The following is a 15063-nucleotide window of genomic DNA, read 5'->3' on the forward strand; positions in this document are numbered from 1 at the left end:
CACCTTCGTGGTGAGGCGGGCGGTGTGCGTCCGCGGTCCAGTACGCCGGTAGGCCGTCGGTCCACGACCTCGGCTCACCTCCCACACGGGTGTCGGGATCGCCCCGGATCGGCCGCGTACGACGTATCACGGACGTGACGCGCGAGCTCTGTTCCGCATGGCCCGGCGTGGGCCGACCCGCACCGGTTGCGCAGCGCATGTCCCGCGTTGTCGCAAATCGGGCGTGCTGCCAACGCACTGGTGCTTCACTGGAATGACTGACGGTGACCCCGCGACGGGGACCTGAGCGCGGGGTGCTCCGACCGACCTCGGAGGGCTCTGATGACGCACCCCCTCGACACCTATCCCCTCGACTTCTCTGAGTCCGACGTCCAGGACGTGCGCACGGCGCTCATCAACGCCTACGACAGCCCCGACGCCCTCAAGGACTTGCTCAGGCAGTCGGGCGTCCGCACCGGCAGCATCAACCTGGCGCGGGCCGTCGACTACGTCTGGACCGACGCTCTGGCCGTGGCCCGCAAGCAGGACAAGCTGCGCGTGCTGCTCTCGACGGCTGCGCGCGACCCGAACGCTGCCGCGATCCGGCCGCTGCTCGACGCACTCGTCGCCGGCACCTCGACCGACTCGACCGACTCGACCGACTCGGCCGACACGAGCGACGCGGCGGGGCCCGACGCGCTCGCGTGGAAGGTCAACCCGGCCGACGAGACCGGGCTCGAGCGGGTCATCGAGAGCGAGTCGACGCTGCTCGACATCTCCTTCCTCGAGCGCGGCCTCGAGGTGGCGGCCTCGGTGTGCAAGCTCGTCGTCGTCCACGGCGGCAAGCGTTTCCACGGCACCGCCTTCCACATCGGCATGGGCACGCTGCTGACGAACCACCACGTCCTCTACGCCGGGGGGACGCCCGCGTCGTCGGTCGAGGCATGGTTCGGCTACGAGCAGTCCTTCGACGGTGGCGAGCGCGTACACACCGTGGTGCCGTGCGACCCGGCGTCGATCGTCGGGAGCGCCGACCACGACTGGGCGGTGGTGCGCGCGAGCGACGCGCTCCCCGACGACGCACGCCCCCTGCCCCCTACGGGTCCCTTGCCCGAGGAGCTGGACCGGGTCTACATCGTGCAGCACCCCAACGGCGAGGTGAAGAAGATCGGCATGGTGCACAACGTCGTCACCGCGGTGACGGACGACGTGCTGCAGTACCGCACCGACACGGCCGGGGGCTCCTCCGGCTCACCCGTCTTCGACGAGTCGTGGCGGGTCGTGGGCCTGCACCACCGTTGGGGCAGCACGACCCGCGCCGGCCGCACCGAGTACTACAACCAGGGTCGGCGGGTCGACAGGGTGGTGGCCGGTCTCGAGGCGAAGGGGGTGGGCACGCCATGGGTCAGCTAGACGGCGAGTTCCACGTGACCAACCCCAACGCGAAGGCGCTCTACGACTTCGTCCGGGTGACCTTCGACAGCGTCGACTCGGTCAAGGTCTTCACCCAGACCGCCGGCATGGCCACCGGCATGATCGAGGTCGGTGGCCCCATCGACCCGCTGTGGCTCGACGTGCTCCGGGCAGCGGGCAAGCAGCGGCTGCTGCGCAAGCTCGTCGCGGCGATCCAGGCCGACCCCAACAGCGCCGACCCAGGCGCACAGGCGCTCATGCTCGAGCTGCTTGCGGAGCCCGAGGACGCGACCCCGGCAGAGGCGTCCCCACCCGGCCCCCAGCCCGCCGCAGCAGCCGCGGTTGCCGCCATGGCAGCAGCCGTCGACGCCGTGGCTGCCGACATCTACGACGAGGGCCTGCTGTGGAAGGACATGCCCTTCATCGGTCGCGACTCCCTCCGCGAGAGCCTCAAGCTCATGGTGCCCCCGGCCCCGCACCGCTCGCTGCTCGTCATCGGCAACGAGGGCTCCGGCAAGACGTGGACGCGCCAGTTCCTGCGGTACCTCAAGGAGAACGGCGGCTCGATGCAGCTGCGTCCGATCGACATGTCGCTGCGCGCCGGGCTGCCGGTCGACGAGCGCGAGCTGGCCTCGCTCGTCGCCGACGCCCTGCTCGGCAAGGAACCGCCGACGTTCGACCCGACGGCTCAGCCCGAGGCCGTCGTGAGCCGGATGCGCATCTGGCTGAGCGGCGAGCTGGAGGACTCGACCCGCCCGATCTGGCTCGTGCTCGACGGCTTCACGCCGAAGACGGCCACCGCGGGCGCGATCCAGCTCGTCAACGAGCTCGCCCAAGCCGCCGCCAACGGTGAGCTCGGCCCGGTACATGTCATCGTGCTTGGCTACAACGGCAACCCGGCGCTGACGGCGGCGGCTCTGTGCGAGGCGCTGGCCGCACCGACGCGCGATGAGGTCAAGGAGTTCTTCGCACGGGCAGCCCTGGCACTGCAGGGGACTCAGCCAGCAGACGCGGCTCTCGAGCAGCTCGTCGACCGCTTCGACGCGAAGCACGGACCTCTCGCCACGACGCCGATCAGCCGGCTCGGCCCCCTGGCCCGAGAGCGCGCGCTCACCCTCTTCCGGGACGAGCCGTGACGAGCGACGAGGCGGAGCGCAGGACACCTCCGATCATCACCGCGGAGGACATGGCGGCGCGGCTGGACGCCCTCGAGTCACGCGAGGCGCAGGCTGCTCATGAGTCGGCGACGACGGAGACGCCGGATGTCGGTCCGCCGATCAGCCCACAGCGCCGGCACTGGCGCGAGCACGTGTGCCTGCTCGACTACTTCTCCCTCGAGGACCTCCACGGCGACGGACCCGAGGCCCCTTCGCACCCGACCCGGAGGGCGCCCACGAGCTCCCTCTGGGACTCGGCCGTGCGCGCGGTGCGGGGCATGATGCACCCCGACGAGCTCCCGTCCGGCTCGAGCACGCCGACCCACGCCAAGGACGACGCCAGGCACCACGAGCTCGACGTGTTCGTCCGTGAGGACTGCGACGTCGTGGCCACCCGACGCGGGTCGGCCTGGCAGCTGCGCCTCGACGTCCGACGGGCGACGCTCGAGACCCTCGGGCGCGCACGGGCGCTAGCGCTCATGGCGAGCCCGTATGCCGTCGAGCCGGCTCGCGACGACATCGCCCACCACATGGCTCACCGCCTGCTGGAGGGCACCACCGCGCTGCGCGGTCTCACGCCGACCGAGCTCGCCGGCATACTCCGGGCCCTCGACTGGCTCTCCGGGATGGGGATCGACCTACCGAGCGAGCACGACGTGGAGTGCGAGCTAGACCTGGCCAACGTCCTCACCCCGTTGCGGGCCGTGTCGACCGACGACTTCCTGGGGCGCGAGCGCGAGCTGACGTTGCTCGGGACGTACCTGTACGGGCCCCCGCCGACGAGGCCCCTCGCGCTCCACGGCCCGGGCGGCGTGGGCAAGTCGACACTGCTCGCGCACTTCGTGCTCGAGCACGTCGAGCGCACCGACGACCCCTTGCTCTTCACGTACCTCACGTTCGACCGGGGTGAACTCGACGCGCAGTTCCCGCTGACGCTCGTCGCGGAGGCGTGCCGACAGCTCTCGCTCCAGGCACCGATGCTCGTCCAGCCGCTGACGCAGGTGCGGGCCTCGATAGACGAGGTGCTGACGGCGCAGCTGAGATTGGCGCACGAGCACTCCCTGGCCCGCGGGCGGTCGAGCCGTGATGCCGCGCGCACCCGGGCCGACCAGGCCGTGCTCGCCGAGCAGTTCGCCCACGTCGTCAACGACGCAACGGGTGGCGCGCCGATCCTCGTGCTGCTCGACACTTTCGAGATGGCGCAGCGCCGCAGGGGCTCGTTCCTCGGCCAGCTGGGCGCCGCCCTCGGGCGCATGCAGGCGCGGATGCCGTCACTGCGCTTCGTCATCGCCGGGAGGGCACCCGTTGCCGGGATGAAGGCGCACAACGTCCCGCTGGAGGGGCTCGACCCCGCCCAGGCACGGGCGCTGCTCCGCCACGCGCTGCGCGGCCTGACCGTGCCGGACGACCTCGTGGACAGGGTGGCCTCGAACGTGTCGGGGAACCCGCTGAGCTTGCGCCTCGCCGCGGACCTCATCCGGCGGGAGGGCGCGGCGAGCCTCTCGACGAGCCGCGGGCGCAACCGGCTGCTGTTCGAGCTGCGCGAGGAGCAGGTGCAGGGCGTGCTCTACCGCCGCATCCTCGACCGCGTCGACCGGTCGGTGCGGCCACTCGCCAACCCGGGCCTCGTCGTCCGCAAGATCACGAGCGACGTCATCCTCGAGGTCCTTGCCGAGCCGTGCGGCCTCGCGCGCCTGACACCGAAGAAGGCCGAGCGGCTCTTCGACACCCTGCGCCGCGAGATCTCACTCGTCACCGAGGCCCGGCCGGGGGTGCTCGTCCACCGGGCCGACGTGCGTCGCGAGATGCTGCCGCTGCTCGAGACGGAGGCCCCGGCCCGGGTGCGCGAGATCCACGAGCGCGCCGTCACGTACTACGCGGGACGGCCGGAGTTCGACGACCAGGTCGAGCACCTCTACCACCGGCTCATGCTCGGAGAGCCGTCGACGACCCTCGACCGGTACTGGGTGGACTCCGCAGCGCCGTTCCTGTCCGACGCCTGGACCGAGTACCCGCCGGACGGACGCGTCTACCTGGCCGGGAAGCTCAGGGTCGACGCGGACCCTGAGGACCTGACCGCGGCTGATCGGATCGCGTGGGTCCGGCAGGCGACCTACCAGGCGCAGGCACAGCTCGACGCCGGGCAGCCGGCCCTCGCGCTGGAGATCCTGCGCGGCCGCACCCTCGAGCCGTCCGATCCGACGATCACCCGGCTCGTTGTCGAGGCCCTCGCTGCTCAGGGCGACGACGCCGAGGCGCTCGTCGTGGCGGAGCAGGGCATCGTCGATGCCGGACACGAACTCAGCCTCGACGGAGTGCACCTCGGCATCCTCGCCGCCCGCGTGGCGGAGGACGGTGCCGCCACCGACGATCCCGGTTCGGGGTTCGCCATCGCACGCCGGCACTACCTCGACGCACGCGACGCGGCAGTCGACTTCGGCGCGCCAGCAGAGGCGCTCACGGCAGCGGCGGGGGCACTGCGAGTGACGCGCCGCTTCGATGGGCTGCGACGCACCCTGACCCGGGAGGCCGTCGCCGCACTGCCTCCCTGGCCCGACCCCGAGCGGGACGTGGAGCTGCGCTCGACGCTCGTCAAGGAGATCACGGGGCTCGGCACACAAGAGGTCACGCAACACCCGGGTCTGCTGCGCGAGCTCGCTGCCGAGCTCGGCTCGCAGCTGCCCTCGCTGCTGATCGCGGCCGCCGACACCCTGGGCGTGGACGCGCTCGGCGCGACGGCACGTGACCTGCCGAGCGCCACGAGGTCGGTCCTGGCCGAGACGGCAACTGGTACGCGGTCGCTCCCTCTTCCGACCGGGACACCACCGGTGGCCGAGGAGCCCGTGGCAGAGGACGCTCCTGCCCAGGCAGATTCCGTAGAGCCGACGGCCGAACCGGCCGCCGCCTCACCGACACCTGCACAGCCCGTCACCACCGACCCGCCCGGCACGTCCAGCTCCTACGGGTCGACGATCGCCGACGCTCTGCGCACCAGCCCTGGGGACGACGAGCTCAAGGAGTCGCTGTCGACGTACTGGCAGCGAGAGGCCGACCAACCCTCGTACGACTACGACGAGGGTTCCAGCGAGGGGAGCGCACCATGAGCACTACTGACACCACCACCACCAACCCCCAACCCGCCAAGGGCAACGGCGTCCCGTGGCTGGCCCTCTTCATAGTGGCGGCCCTCGTCACCGTCGTCTACGCGTCGCTGTCCGTCGCAGCGTGGGTGCGGGCCGATGACAGCGACGTGACCGCCGACGTGTGGACGCGGCTGACGTTCGTGCTCCACGGTGTCGAGGCGATCGCGTTCACCGCCATCGGGTGGCTCTTCGGCCGTGAGGTGCACCGCGGCGAGGCCGAGAGCGCGAAGAAGGACAAGGAGCAGGCGCAGGAGACCGTCGAACAGGTGCGCGAGGAGAAGACGGCCGCCCTGTTGCGCGAGCGGGACGCGGAGTCACGCGGCCGCGAGCTCGCCGAGGGCGTACGCGTGGCCAACCTCGCACGGGCACGGACCGGCCCCAGCGGCGCCAGCGCTCCCACCGGCCAGGACACTGACGGCGGCGACGAGGTCTCGCCAGCCGACGACGGGACGCGCTCGCTGCCTCCGGCCGGGTCGACGGGCGCCGGGCCGGCCGTGGACGCGGTCCCCGACCACCTCGTCGGCCTCGCCGACCGCCTCTTCCCGCCGCGCTGACGCACGTAGGGACGAGCCGGCATACGTCACCTCGTTGTGACCCGGGCCACGCGCCCAGCACGGGCCCTCGCGGAATGCCCAGCCGACTGTGATAGTTGGTTGAAACGTGAAGCAACTTCGAATCGTCGTGTCCTCCACCCGTCCCGGCCGCATCGGCCCGAAGGTCGCCGAGTGGGTCGCCTCGCAGGCGCCCGCGAGCGAGTGGGAGGTCGAGCTGCTCGACCTGTCGTCGCTGCCCTTCTTCGACGAGGAGGACATGCCGCGCAACGGCAACTACGCCAAGCCCCACACGAAGGACTGGGCCTCCAAGGTCTTCGAGTCCGACGCCCTCGTCGTCGTGACGCCGCAGTACAACCGCAGCTTCCCGGCCCCGATCAAGAACGCCATCGACTACCTCTTCGCCGAGTGGGACGCCAAGCCCATTGCGCTCGTCGGCTACGGCTGGAGCGGCGCGAGCGATGCCACCGCCGACCTCACAAAGGTCCTCGCCCACGTCAAGGCCGACGTCGTCGGTTCGACCGGTCTCGTCTTCACCCAGGACGTCTCCCCCGCCGGTGAGCTCGACGTCACCGACGAGCGCCGCGCCGAGCTCGGCGCCCTCCTCGACGCGCTGGCCGCCAAGGTCGACGAGCCCGTCGGCGCCACCGCCTGAGCCCAGCACTCGCACACCGCACCTCCGACGGGGGCCGCCCACGGTGGGCGGCTCCCGTCGTCGTCCCCTGGCGTATGCCGCCCTCCCGAGGTCGGCGAGTGGGGCGGCCTTTCGTGGCCGTTTCGACGACGAACCTCTTGATCCGGTGATACAAAGCGGGGCATACGAGGCATACGTGTCGTTCCTGAAACAGCCCGGGACGCGGCCGCCCCCCGCCACGACCCCGGAGGATGCATGTCGCACGACGACGCCGACGCGTCTCACAGCCCGACCCGACGCACCGTCGTCAAGGGCGCTGCCTGGACGATGCCCGCCGTGCTCGTCGCGGCTCCGGCCCCGGTGGTGGCGGCGTCCGTCGCCCCGCTGACCTTCACCGGGTCCGCCTGCAAGCTCCCGGGCGGCTCGTCGGACACCTACAAGGGCTACGTCTTCGAGCTCGTCGCCACGAGCGCCGGCGGCTCCGACAACACGGTCACGGTGATCACCGGAGTGACCGTCGACGGGGTCCCCGAACCGCACTACGCCGTGTCGGTCAAGAGCGGCTCCTGCACGTGCTCCTCGTGCGGGAGCGCCCCGACGAACCACCAGTGGTGCACCCAGAGCGGCGCCGGCACGCAGCGCGTGCTGCTCTACACGGACGGCGCTGCGAGCGGGACGAGCTCCAACAGCGAGGTCTGCGTGACCTACACCCGCTACCGCTGCGACTGCTCGCCCGTGGTCGGCTCGCAGCCGGTCACGATCTGCAGCGGCCGCCGCTCGACGCCACCGATCACGGGCGGCGGCGGCGCCTGCCGGATCTCCGACGTCTTCCCCCTGCCCACCTGACCCAGACGCGGGGCCGACGGCATCGCGTGTCGCACACCCCCTCCGAGGCACTACCGTCAGGGGGTGAGCGAGCGCAGCCTGGAGTCCGAAGCACCCGAGACCGATGCCCCTGAGGTGGAGGCGGGCGCGGTCGAGCCCGATCGGGTCTCGTTCGCCGACCTCGGTCTCGACGACAAGGTGCTCAAGGCGCTGCGAGACGTCGGTTACGAGTACCCGTCGCCGATCCAGGAGGCGACGATCCCGGCCTTGCTCGACGGGCGCCACGTCGTCGGGCTCGCCCAGACCGGCACGGGCAAGACGGCGGCCTTCGCACTGCCGATCCTCAGCCGCCTCGACCTCAAGCAGAAGAGCCCGCAGGCGCTGATCCTCGCGCCGACGCGTGAGCTCGCCCTGCAGGTCTGCGAGGCGTTCGAGCGGTATGCCGCCCACCTCCGGGGCGTGCACGTGCTGCCCGTCTACGGCGGCCAGGCCTACGGCGTCCAGCTGAGCGCGCTGCGCCGCGGCGTCCACATCGTCGTCGGCACCCCGGGCCGCATCATGGACCACCTCGAGAAGGGCACGCTCGACCTGAGCGAGCTGCGCTTCCTCGTGCTCGACGAGGCCGACGAGATGCTCAAGATGGGCTTCGCCGACGACGTCGAGACGATCCTGGCCGACACCCCGGACGACAAGCACGTCGCGCTCTTCTCGGCGACGATGCCCGCGCAGATCCGGCGCATCTCGAAGAAGTACCTCCAGGACCCCGTCGAGATCACGGTCAAGACGACGACGTCGACGGCGCCGAACATCACGCAGCGCTACCTCACGGTGAGCTACCCGCAGAAGGTCGACGCCCTGACCCGCATCCTCGAGGTCGAGAACTTCGAGGGGATGATCGTCTTCGTCCGCACGAAGAACGAGACCGAGACGCTCGCGGAGAAGCTGCGCGCCCGAGGCTTCTCGGCGATGGCGATCAACGGCGACATCGCCCAGAACCAGCGCGAGCGCACCGTCGACCAGCTGAAGTCGGGCAAGCTCGACATCCTCGTCGCCACCGACGTCGCGGCCCGCGGCCTCGACGTCGAGCGCATCAGCCACGTCGTCAACTACGACATCCCGACCGACACCGAGTCCTACGTGCACCGCATCGGCCGTACCGGCCGCGCCGGCCGCAGCGGGGACGCCATCTCCTTCGTCACGCCGCGCGAGCGCCACCTGCTCAAGGCCATCGAGAAGGCGACCCGCCAGTCGCTCACGCCGATGACCCTGCCCACGGTCGACGACATCAACGCGACCCGCCTCACCCGGTTCGACGACGCCATCACCGAGGCCCTCTCGACCGACAAGGTCGACTTCTTCCGCGACGTCATCGCCCACTACGTCAACGAGCACAACGTGCCCGAGGCCGATGTCGCGGCGGCCCTGGCCGTCGTGCTCCAGGGTGACGAGCCGATGCTGCTCGACCCCGAGCCGGTTCGTCCCGCACGGACGTTCGACGACCGCGGCTCGCGCGACCGTCGTGACGACCGCGGTGACCGCGGAGGCCGGCCCGGTCGCAACGACCGCAACGACCGGGGCGACCGGGGTCCGCGACGCGGCACGTCCGGGCCGATGGCGACGTACCGGATCGCCGTCGGGCGCCGCCACAAGGTCGAGCCGCGCCAGATCGTCGGCGCCCTGGCCAACGAGGGCGGCCTCGGCCGGCAGGACTTCGGGCACATCGACATCCGCGCCGACCACTCCCTCGTCGAGCTGCCGGCGACCCTGCCACCCGGCACGTGGGACAAGCTGCGCTCGACGCGCATCTCGGGTCAGCTCATCGAGCTGAGCGAGTCGCAGGAGCGCGGTAGCCGACCGGCGGCGTCCACGCCGTACCGCAAGGGCCCGCGCGACTGACCCCACCGATCGGCCTCGTCGGCCGTGTCGCGGTCGTCGGCGTCGTCGCCGGCCCGGTCGGTCTCGCCGTCCGGGCAAGGACGAGGCTCACAGAAGGGGCTCCCGACGGCGCACGGTGCGCTCCCCCCTGTGCAGCACACCCTGCCGTTCCGTCGGCTCGTGCCAGGCTCCCGGCGCCCTGACGCCGACGAACCTCCACGAACTCGTCCAACCCCACCCTCGTCGTGCCATTCTGAAGGCCGACGCGGATCGCTGTCGAGTGTCGTTTCGGACACCTTGACGGCGACCGCGCTCGGCTCTTCGCAGGGCTTCGACAGACGGCGGCGGCAACCGCCCTCGTTGGAGGAGGAGACGTGGTGCTCGGTCGAGAGGTGGCAGCCGCGAGCGTGGCGCGAGACCTCGCTGTGGCTGCGGCGCGCGGCGAACCCTTGTTCCCGCTGCTGCCCGCCGTCGTCGAGGTCCTGCGGGCCGACACCGGCGTGGGTCTCACCCGCCTCCGCCGGACCGGACGGGGCATCGACGTGTCGGTGGAGGTCGCCGGCTCGGCCCCGATTACGCCGGCGATGGGTCGCCTCGCCGCGGAGGTCGCCGACCGGCACCCGGCGATCCCCGTGCTGTCGACGTCCGGAGCGGTCCGGGTCAGCGACCTCGTCTCGATCCGGGACTTCTGGCACACGGACGTCTACGAGCGAATGCACGGACACGTCGGTGGGCGTTACCCGGCGGCGGTCATGCTCCACAGCTCCTCGACCGACGTCGTGTTCCTCGGCGCGCACCGCGGCACCGTCGACTTCAGCGCGGAGGACCTCCAGCTGCTCGAAGCGATCCAGCGCCCCCTCGTGGCGGCGCTGGCGTTCCGGGCCGCACTCGACGACACCATCGCGGTGCTCAGCGGCCACGGGACCGCGCTGACCTGCGGCTCTCTCGGAGAGGACCTGGGGTCGATCGCCGCTCTCTGCGCCGACTACCGCCCCACCCAGCGCGAGGCCGAGGTGCTGAGCCTCGCCGCCGCCGGGTGGACCAACCTTCGCATCGCCCGCCGGCTCGGCATCACCGAGCGCACGGTGCGCAAGCACCTCAGCTCCGTCTACGAGCAGTCGGGTCGGCGCGGTAGGGCGTCCGCGGCGGCATGGTGGACGGCCCAGCAGGACCACGGCTGAGCGATGGCGTATGCCGTCCGCCCGGGCCCGCGCGCCCCGTCCTTCTCGTAGGGTCGGCACATGGGGGACGACTGGACCGCACCACTGCCGGTGCGGCGCGTGCGCCGATCGGAGGATGCGACGCTCGCCGACTCGCAGTGGCCGGCGACGCTCGGCCCCGTTGCCCACGTGCTCGGCCGGGGACTCGACCTCGCACAGGCGACGATCGTCGTCGGTGAGAACGGCACCGGGAAGTCCACGTTCGTCGAGGCGGTCGCGGTGGCATACGGCCTCGCTCCCGAAGGCGGCTCGACGGGAGCCCTGCACTCGACTCGACCGACGGAGTCCTCACTGGCACAGTCGATCTCACTGGAACGTGGCGCAGGCGCCTCGAGGTGGGGCTACTTCCTTCGCGCCGAGACGATGCACGGCCTGTTCACCTACCTGGAGGACAACCCGTCGCGTCGCCCCGAGCCGCGCTTCCATGAGTTGAGCCACGGAGAGTCGTTCCTCGCGATGCTCAACTCGGACCGCTTCACCGGTGAGGGCTTCTTCGTCATGGACGAGCCCGAGGCGGGTTTGTCCTTCCACGCGCAGCTCGCCCTCGTCGGGGCCCTCATCCAGCTTGTCGCCCAGCCCGGGGTGCAGGTGCTCATCGCCACCCACTCACCCGTCGTGGCGAGCCTGCCCGGTGCACTGATCCTCGAGTTCGACGACGACGGCATCCACGAGCGGGCCTGGGACGACCTCGACGTCGTCGACCACCACCGCCGCTTCCTCGAAGCGCCTGAGCGCTACCTCCGACACCTCCGCTACTGAGCGGGCGCAACAGTCTCGACGGGGACGACCGGGGCGGGCAGGCCACCGACCGGGACCAAGCGACGCAGTCGCATCGCCGGTCGCTCCACGAGCAGCCACGACGCCCACGCGACAGGTACCGTCACAGCGACGGACAACACCGCGAACCACTCCAACCCGATGGCTTCCGGCACACCGGCCACGGCCATCAGCTGTTGGATCGGGAACGCGAAGAGGTAGACGCCGTAGGAGATGTCGTTCCTCGCGCCGACGCGTATCGAAAGACGCGCTCCGAGCCACAGCAACAGGAACGCCACGGCTACCGGAGCGATCGCGAAGTAGATCGCGCGGTCGAGGACCAGCGCGCCCACCACCAGGCCGCCTGCTCCGGCGCCCGCAAGGCCGGACAGCGGCAGCCGCTCCCGGAGGAACCAGAGGAGCACTCCCGCGGCGAAGAAGGACCACAGACGGGTCAGGTCCGGCGTGACGTTCACGCCCACACCGGTGGCGCTCTGGACCACTGTGGCCGCACTCAGCGCCAGACAGACGACCGCAGCGGCTCGTCGACCGAAGGCCGGCATGGCGAGCAGGAGGGCGAACAGAACGTACGCCGCGGCCTCGAACGGAAGGCTCCATGTCGAGGCGTTCCACAGGCCGAAGTAGGCGACGCCCTCGGGCGTGCCGCCGATGCCCATCTGAGTCGTGACCAGCAGCGAGTTGTTCACGACGTAGCCGGCTCCGCTCGCCCAGTCGTAGGCGGACCGCGTGAACACGGTTGAGAGCGGAGCGACCACAAGCGCAGTCAAGAGCAGGAGCGCCCAGTAGGCGGGCATGAGCCGAAGCGCCCTGCGCCAGAGGAACGGCCCCATCGCCATGCGGGCGCGACTTCCGGCGATGAGATAGCCCGAGATGGCGAAGAAGCCCTCGACGGCGAAGTCGCCCATGTGGGCCCAGGGACCGGGCCTGCCGGTGGCAGCCTTGTAGGAGTGGTCGACGACGACGAAGATCGCAAGCAGCAGGCGGATGGCGTTGAGTGCGTTGTCGCGATCGTCCAGACGCACGCCGATGGGAGCCGCGTCGGCGCTCCCCCTCCGTGCCATGGGGCAAGCGTGCCGGACGGGCGAATGGGTCTCTCGAAAACGCGAAAACCACTGGCATCAAAGCGGATTCGAATCCGTACAAGATGTGTCAAATCGGACACTCAGGCTGTAAGTCGATCGCCTTTCATTGCGTCATGACGCATCCTGGGCAGAGCTGTCAGGAGGACCAGGACACCGCTCGACCACAGCGGCATGGCGAGTGCCATCGCCACCGGGATCGTCCTTCTTCGGCCTTTGAGCGCCCCCCACACGAGCACGAGGAGGGCGGCGCCAAGGCGCAGGACGAGCGGCGGATACCCTGATTGCGTCGGAGGAGTCGGGGACCCGACGATGAAGTCCCACCACTGGAGCCAGAGATCAGGCGAGACCGCCCATGACACCGCGGCGATTGCCAAGGTGCCGAGAACCGCTACGGCCGCGTGACGCCACTCGCGTCGCACGGCGAACCACACCGGCCCCAGGCCAGGAGTGACCTTCGTCAGCAGCGGGAAGGCCCAGGCTGTCGGACGCCGCATACCGACCACGGCAGCAACGGCGAGGAATGCCTCGATGTTGCCGATGAGCAGCGCCGGCGGCGCGACGTAGGCAAGCAGCAGCCACCGCCAGCGCGGCGACACGGGCCACAGCAGCCAGACCAGGGCGATGCCGAGCAGCACCGACCACACCGTTAGGAAGACCGGCCACGGCAGCAGTGTCAGCGGGTAGATGGCCTGCGCGAAGGCGGGCGTGTAGTTGAAGGCGTCCGGGGACCCTGGTGGCAGCGAGTACGGGCCGACCCTCCAGACGTTCCAGTACGCATGGGCCGAGTCCATGCCGTACGACGCCAGTCGGCTGCCGAAGAGGATCCACAGTGTCGGCGCCAGCGCGATCCAGAGTGCCACTCGGCCGACACCTGCCACCGAGCGCTCCTGCGCACCGGGCGTGGCCGACACCATCGTGGCGTCGATCGCCGCGACGATGTCGTCATGGTCGAGGTCGGACCTGTCGCGATTCATGCGCGCCCTCTCAACAGGACATAGCCACCTGCCTGCTCGACCAGCACCCAACTGCCACTGGCGCGCATGGCGGCCACGACGGGAGCATGGACCGGCAACGCGGCATACGTGCAGCCGACCTGGTCGGCGTAGTCCTGCCAACCGGGCTCTGCGGCAACGAAGTCGAGGTAGGCCTTGATTCGCTCCATGGAGTAGAGCTCGACCCGGGTGTCCATCGTGGGACGCAGACCCGGGTGCCGGAGCATGAGCCACCCTCCGTCGGACTGGTCGTTGCACACGACCGTGCCTGTCGGGAGCCGGTCGAGGGCGGCGTCCAGCTCATTCGGTCCGATCCTCGGCGAGGCCGCAGCCACCGGGGCGAGCACAGCCGCGAGCACGAGGCTCAGGCCGCTCGAGAGCAGCACCGCGACCCGCTCACGACGCGGGACTGCGGACCCCTCCTCTCGGGTGAGTCGCTGGAGTGCCAAGGCCGCCAAAGGTGCCAGCATGACCGCGGCAAGCCCAACGGTCCGGGACCACGTGACGGCGAGCACCAGGGCCAGGACAGCAAGGAGCGCGACCGTCCACTCCTCGCGCCCGCGGACGACCTGGTCCACGATCACCACGGCTACCAGCAGCAACGCCGCGAGCAGCCCCGGGTCGGTGAGGCCCGGGGGCTGCCACTCGCTGATCATGCCGGTCACCCCACTCACCTGGAGCGGCGAGCTGAAGAGTCGCGGCCCCACCGGCGTCAAGGCAGCGACGGCCACTGAGAGCACCGGCACCATGGCGAGACGCGCCCCCTCGGCAATCGAGAGGCGTCGCTCGAGCAACATCCCGACCACGACGACGCCGCCGAGGACGGGACCGATGAACCACATGCCGTGGCTACACGCCCAGAGCCACGTGAGCGGCACGAGCCACCAGCGGGCGCGCCCGTCCTCGCGGGTCAGGAGCCACGTGCTCATCGTGACCGCGGCCAGAGCGAACGTCACGAGCTGAGGTCTGGGCGACAGGCTCCCGCTCAGGGCGGCAAAGGTCACCGCCAGAACGACCGCCGAGACGAGGGCTGTAGACCGACGCCGGCACGCGGCATACACAGCGACCCCGACGAGCAGGGAGCCGAGGCAGAGCAGCCACGCAACGCCGGGGAGTCCGCAGGCCGCGTGCGCCCAGTGCATGAGCACCTCGGGGAGCCACTGGTTGAGGATCCACACCTTCTCTGTCGCAGCCCCGAAAGGGTCGTCAAGGACGAACTGTCCTGTCTGCGTGAGGTGCTCGCCCGCCACGACGTGCCAGAACGCGTCTGGGTCCTTGAGCGGACCGAGCGGTTTGAGGGCGAACAGGGCGAGAGTCAGGGCGGGCATGAGCCAGCCGAGCCGTGCCGCCGGCGAGCTCGACCCGTGCTGTCGGGTCGCACCGGCCTTCGAGTCGGTGACGACGGCCACGGTGTC

Annotated in this window: 12 protein-coding genes; 9 read left to right on the plus strand and 3 right to left on the minus strand. The window is 70.7% G+C overall.

The annotated features are described in order from the left end of the window. Window positions 1–321 precede the first annotated feature (321 nt). From H283_RS0119525 to H283_RS0119565, 9 genes are all read left to right on the plus strand, one after another. Entirely contained in the window at window positions 322–1392 is a 1071-nt protein-coding gene (locus H283_RS0119525; RefSeq protein WP_020145215.1) for a trypsin-like peptidase domain-containing protein, read from the plus strand. After that, on the plus strand, window positions 1380–2528 hold the full coding sequence (locus H283_RS0119530; RefSeq protein WP_020145216.1) for a hypothetical protein: 1149 nt from the start codon (window positions 1380–1382) through the stop codon (window positions 2526–2528). The genes H283_RS0119525 and H283_RS0119530 overlap by 13 nt, the downstream gene beginning before the upstream one ends. Further along, entirely contained in the window at window positions 2525–5653 is a 3129-nt protein-coding gene (locus H283_RS0119535; RefSeq protein WP_020665709.1) for an ATP-binding protein, read from the plus strand. Before H283_RS0119530 ends, H283_RS0119535 begins: the two co-directional genes overlap by 4 nt. Further along, window positions 5650–6246, plus strand: a complete 597-nt coding sequence (locus H283_RS0119540; protein ID WP_020145217.1) for a hypothetical protein — start codon at window positions 5650–5652, stop codon at window positions 6244–6246. Before H283_RS0119535 ends, H283_RS0119540 begins: the two co-directional genes overlap by 4 nt. 106 nt (window positions 6247–6352) lie before the next feature. Then, the gene (locus H283_RS0119545; RefSeq protein WP_028785754.1) at window positions 6353–6898 is read left to right on the plus strand and encodes an NADPH-dependent FMN reductase; all 546 of its coding nucleotides are present in this window, start codon (window positions 6353–6355) and stop codon (window positions 6896–6898) included. A gap of 234 nt (window positions 6899–7132) precedes the next feature. After that, on the plus strand, window positions 7133–7723 hold the full coding sequence (locus tag H283_RS0119550; protein ID WP_020145219.1) for a hypothetical protein: 591 nt from the start codon (window positions 7133–7135) through the stop codon (window positions 7721–7723). Between the two features lie 114 nt (window positions 7724–7837). Beyond that, a complete protein-coding gene (locus tag H283_RS0119555; protein WP_020145220.1) occupies window positions 7838–9598 on the plus strand; it encodes a DEAD/DEAH box helicase in 1761 nt (586 codons plus the stop codon). Between the two features lie 353 nt (window positions 9599–9951). Beyond that, a complete protein-coding gene (locus H283_RS0119560) occupies window positions 9952–10758 on the plus strand; it encodes a LuxR C-terminal-related transcriptional regulator (RefSeq protein ID WP_020145221.1) in 807 nt (268 codons plus the stop codon). A gap of 60 nt (window positions 10759–10818) precedes the next feature. Beyond that, the gene (locus tag H283_RS0119565) at window positions 10819–11556 is read left to right on the plus strand and encodes an AAA family ATPase (protein WP_028785755.1); all 738 of its coding nucleotides are present in this window, start codon (window positions 10819–10821) and stop codon (window positions 11554–11556) included. On the opposite strand, the gene H283_RS0119570 is transcribed toward H283_RS0119565, so the two are convergent. The 3 genes from H283_RS0119570 to H283_RS0119580 form a co-directional block, all read right to left on the minus strand. Further along, window positions 11550–12596 carry an acyltransferase gene (locus H283_RS0119570; protein WP_196806025.1) on the minus strand — a complete coding sequence of 349 codons (1047 nt, stop codon included), beginning with the start codon at window positions 12594–12596 and terminating at the stop codon, window positions 11550–11552. The genes H283_RS0119565 and H283_RS0119570 overlap by 7 nt on opposite strands. A 140-nt stretch (window positions 12597–12736) precedes the next feature. After that, window positions 12737–13630 (minus strand): glycosyltransferase family 87 protein, encoded by an 894-nt coding sequence (locus H283_RS0119575; protein WP_020145224.1) that lies wholly within the window; start codon window positions 13628–13630, stop codon window positions 12737–12739. Beyond that, entirely contained in the window at window positions 13627–15057 is a 1431-nt protein-coding gene (locus tag H283_RS0119580) for a hypothetical protein (protein ID WP_156023318.1), read from the minus strand. Before H283_RS0119580 ends, H283_RS0119575 begins: the two co-directional genes overlap by 4 nt. Between the last annotated feature and the right edge of the window lie 6 nt (window positions 15058–15063).

This window comes from Terracoccus sp. 273MFTsu3.1 (assembly GCF_000383675.1).
In the GTDB taxonomy this organism is placed as follows: Bacteria; Actinomycetota; Actinomycetes; order Actinomycetales; family Dermatophilaceae; genus Terrabacter.

What these genes read in the sequence shown, in the direction of transcription:
- H283_RS0119525 (WP_020145215.1), top strand. Translation starts at nt 322, where the DNA reads ATGACGCACCCCCTCGACACCTATCCCCTCGACTTCTCTGAGTCCGAC.
- H283_RS0119530 (WP_020145216.1), top strand. Translation starts at nt 1,380, where the DNA reads ATGGGTCAGCTAGACGGCGAGTTCCACGTGACCAACCCCAACGCGAAG.
- H283_RS0119540 (WP_020145217.1), top strand. Translation starts at nt 5,650, where the DNA reads ATGAGCACTACTGACACCACCACCACCAACCCCCAACCCGCCAAGGGC.
- H283_RS0119550 (WP_020145219.1), top strand. Translation starts at nt 7,133, where the DNA reads ATGTCGCACGACGACGCCGACGCGTCTCACAGCCCGACCCGACGCACC.
- H283_RS0119565 (WP_028785755.1), top strand. Translation starts at nt 10,819, where the DNA reads ATGGGGGACGACTGGACCGCACCACTGCCGGTGCGGCGCGTGCGCCGA.
- H283_RS0119575 (WP_020145224.1), bottom strand. Translation starts at nt 13,630, where the DNA reads ATGAATCGCGACAGGTCCGACCTCGACCATGACGACATCGTCGCGGCG.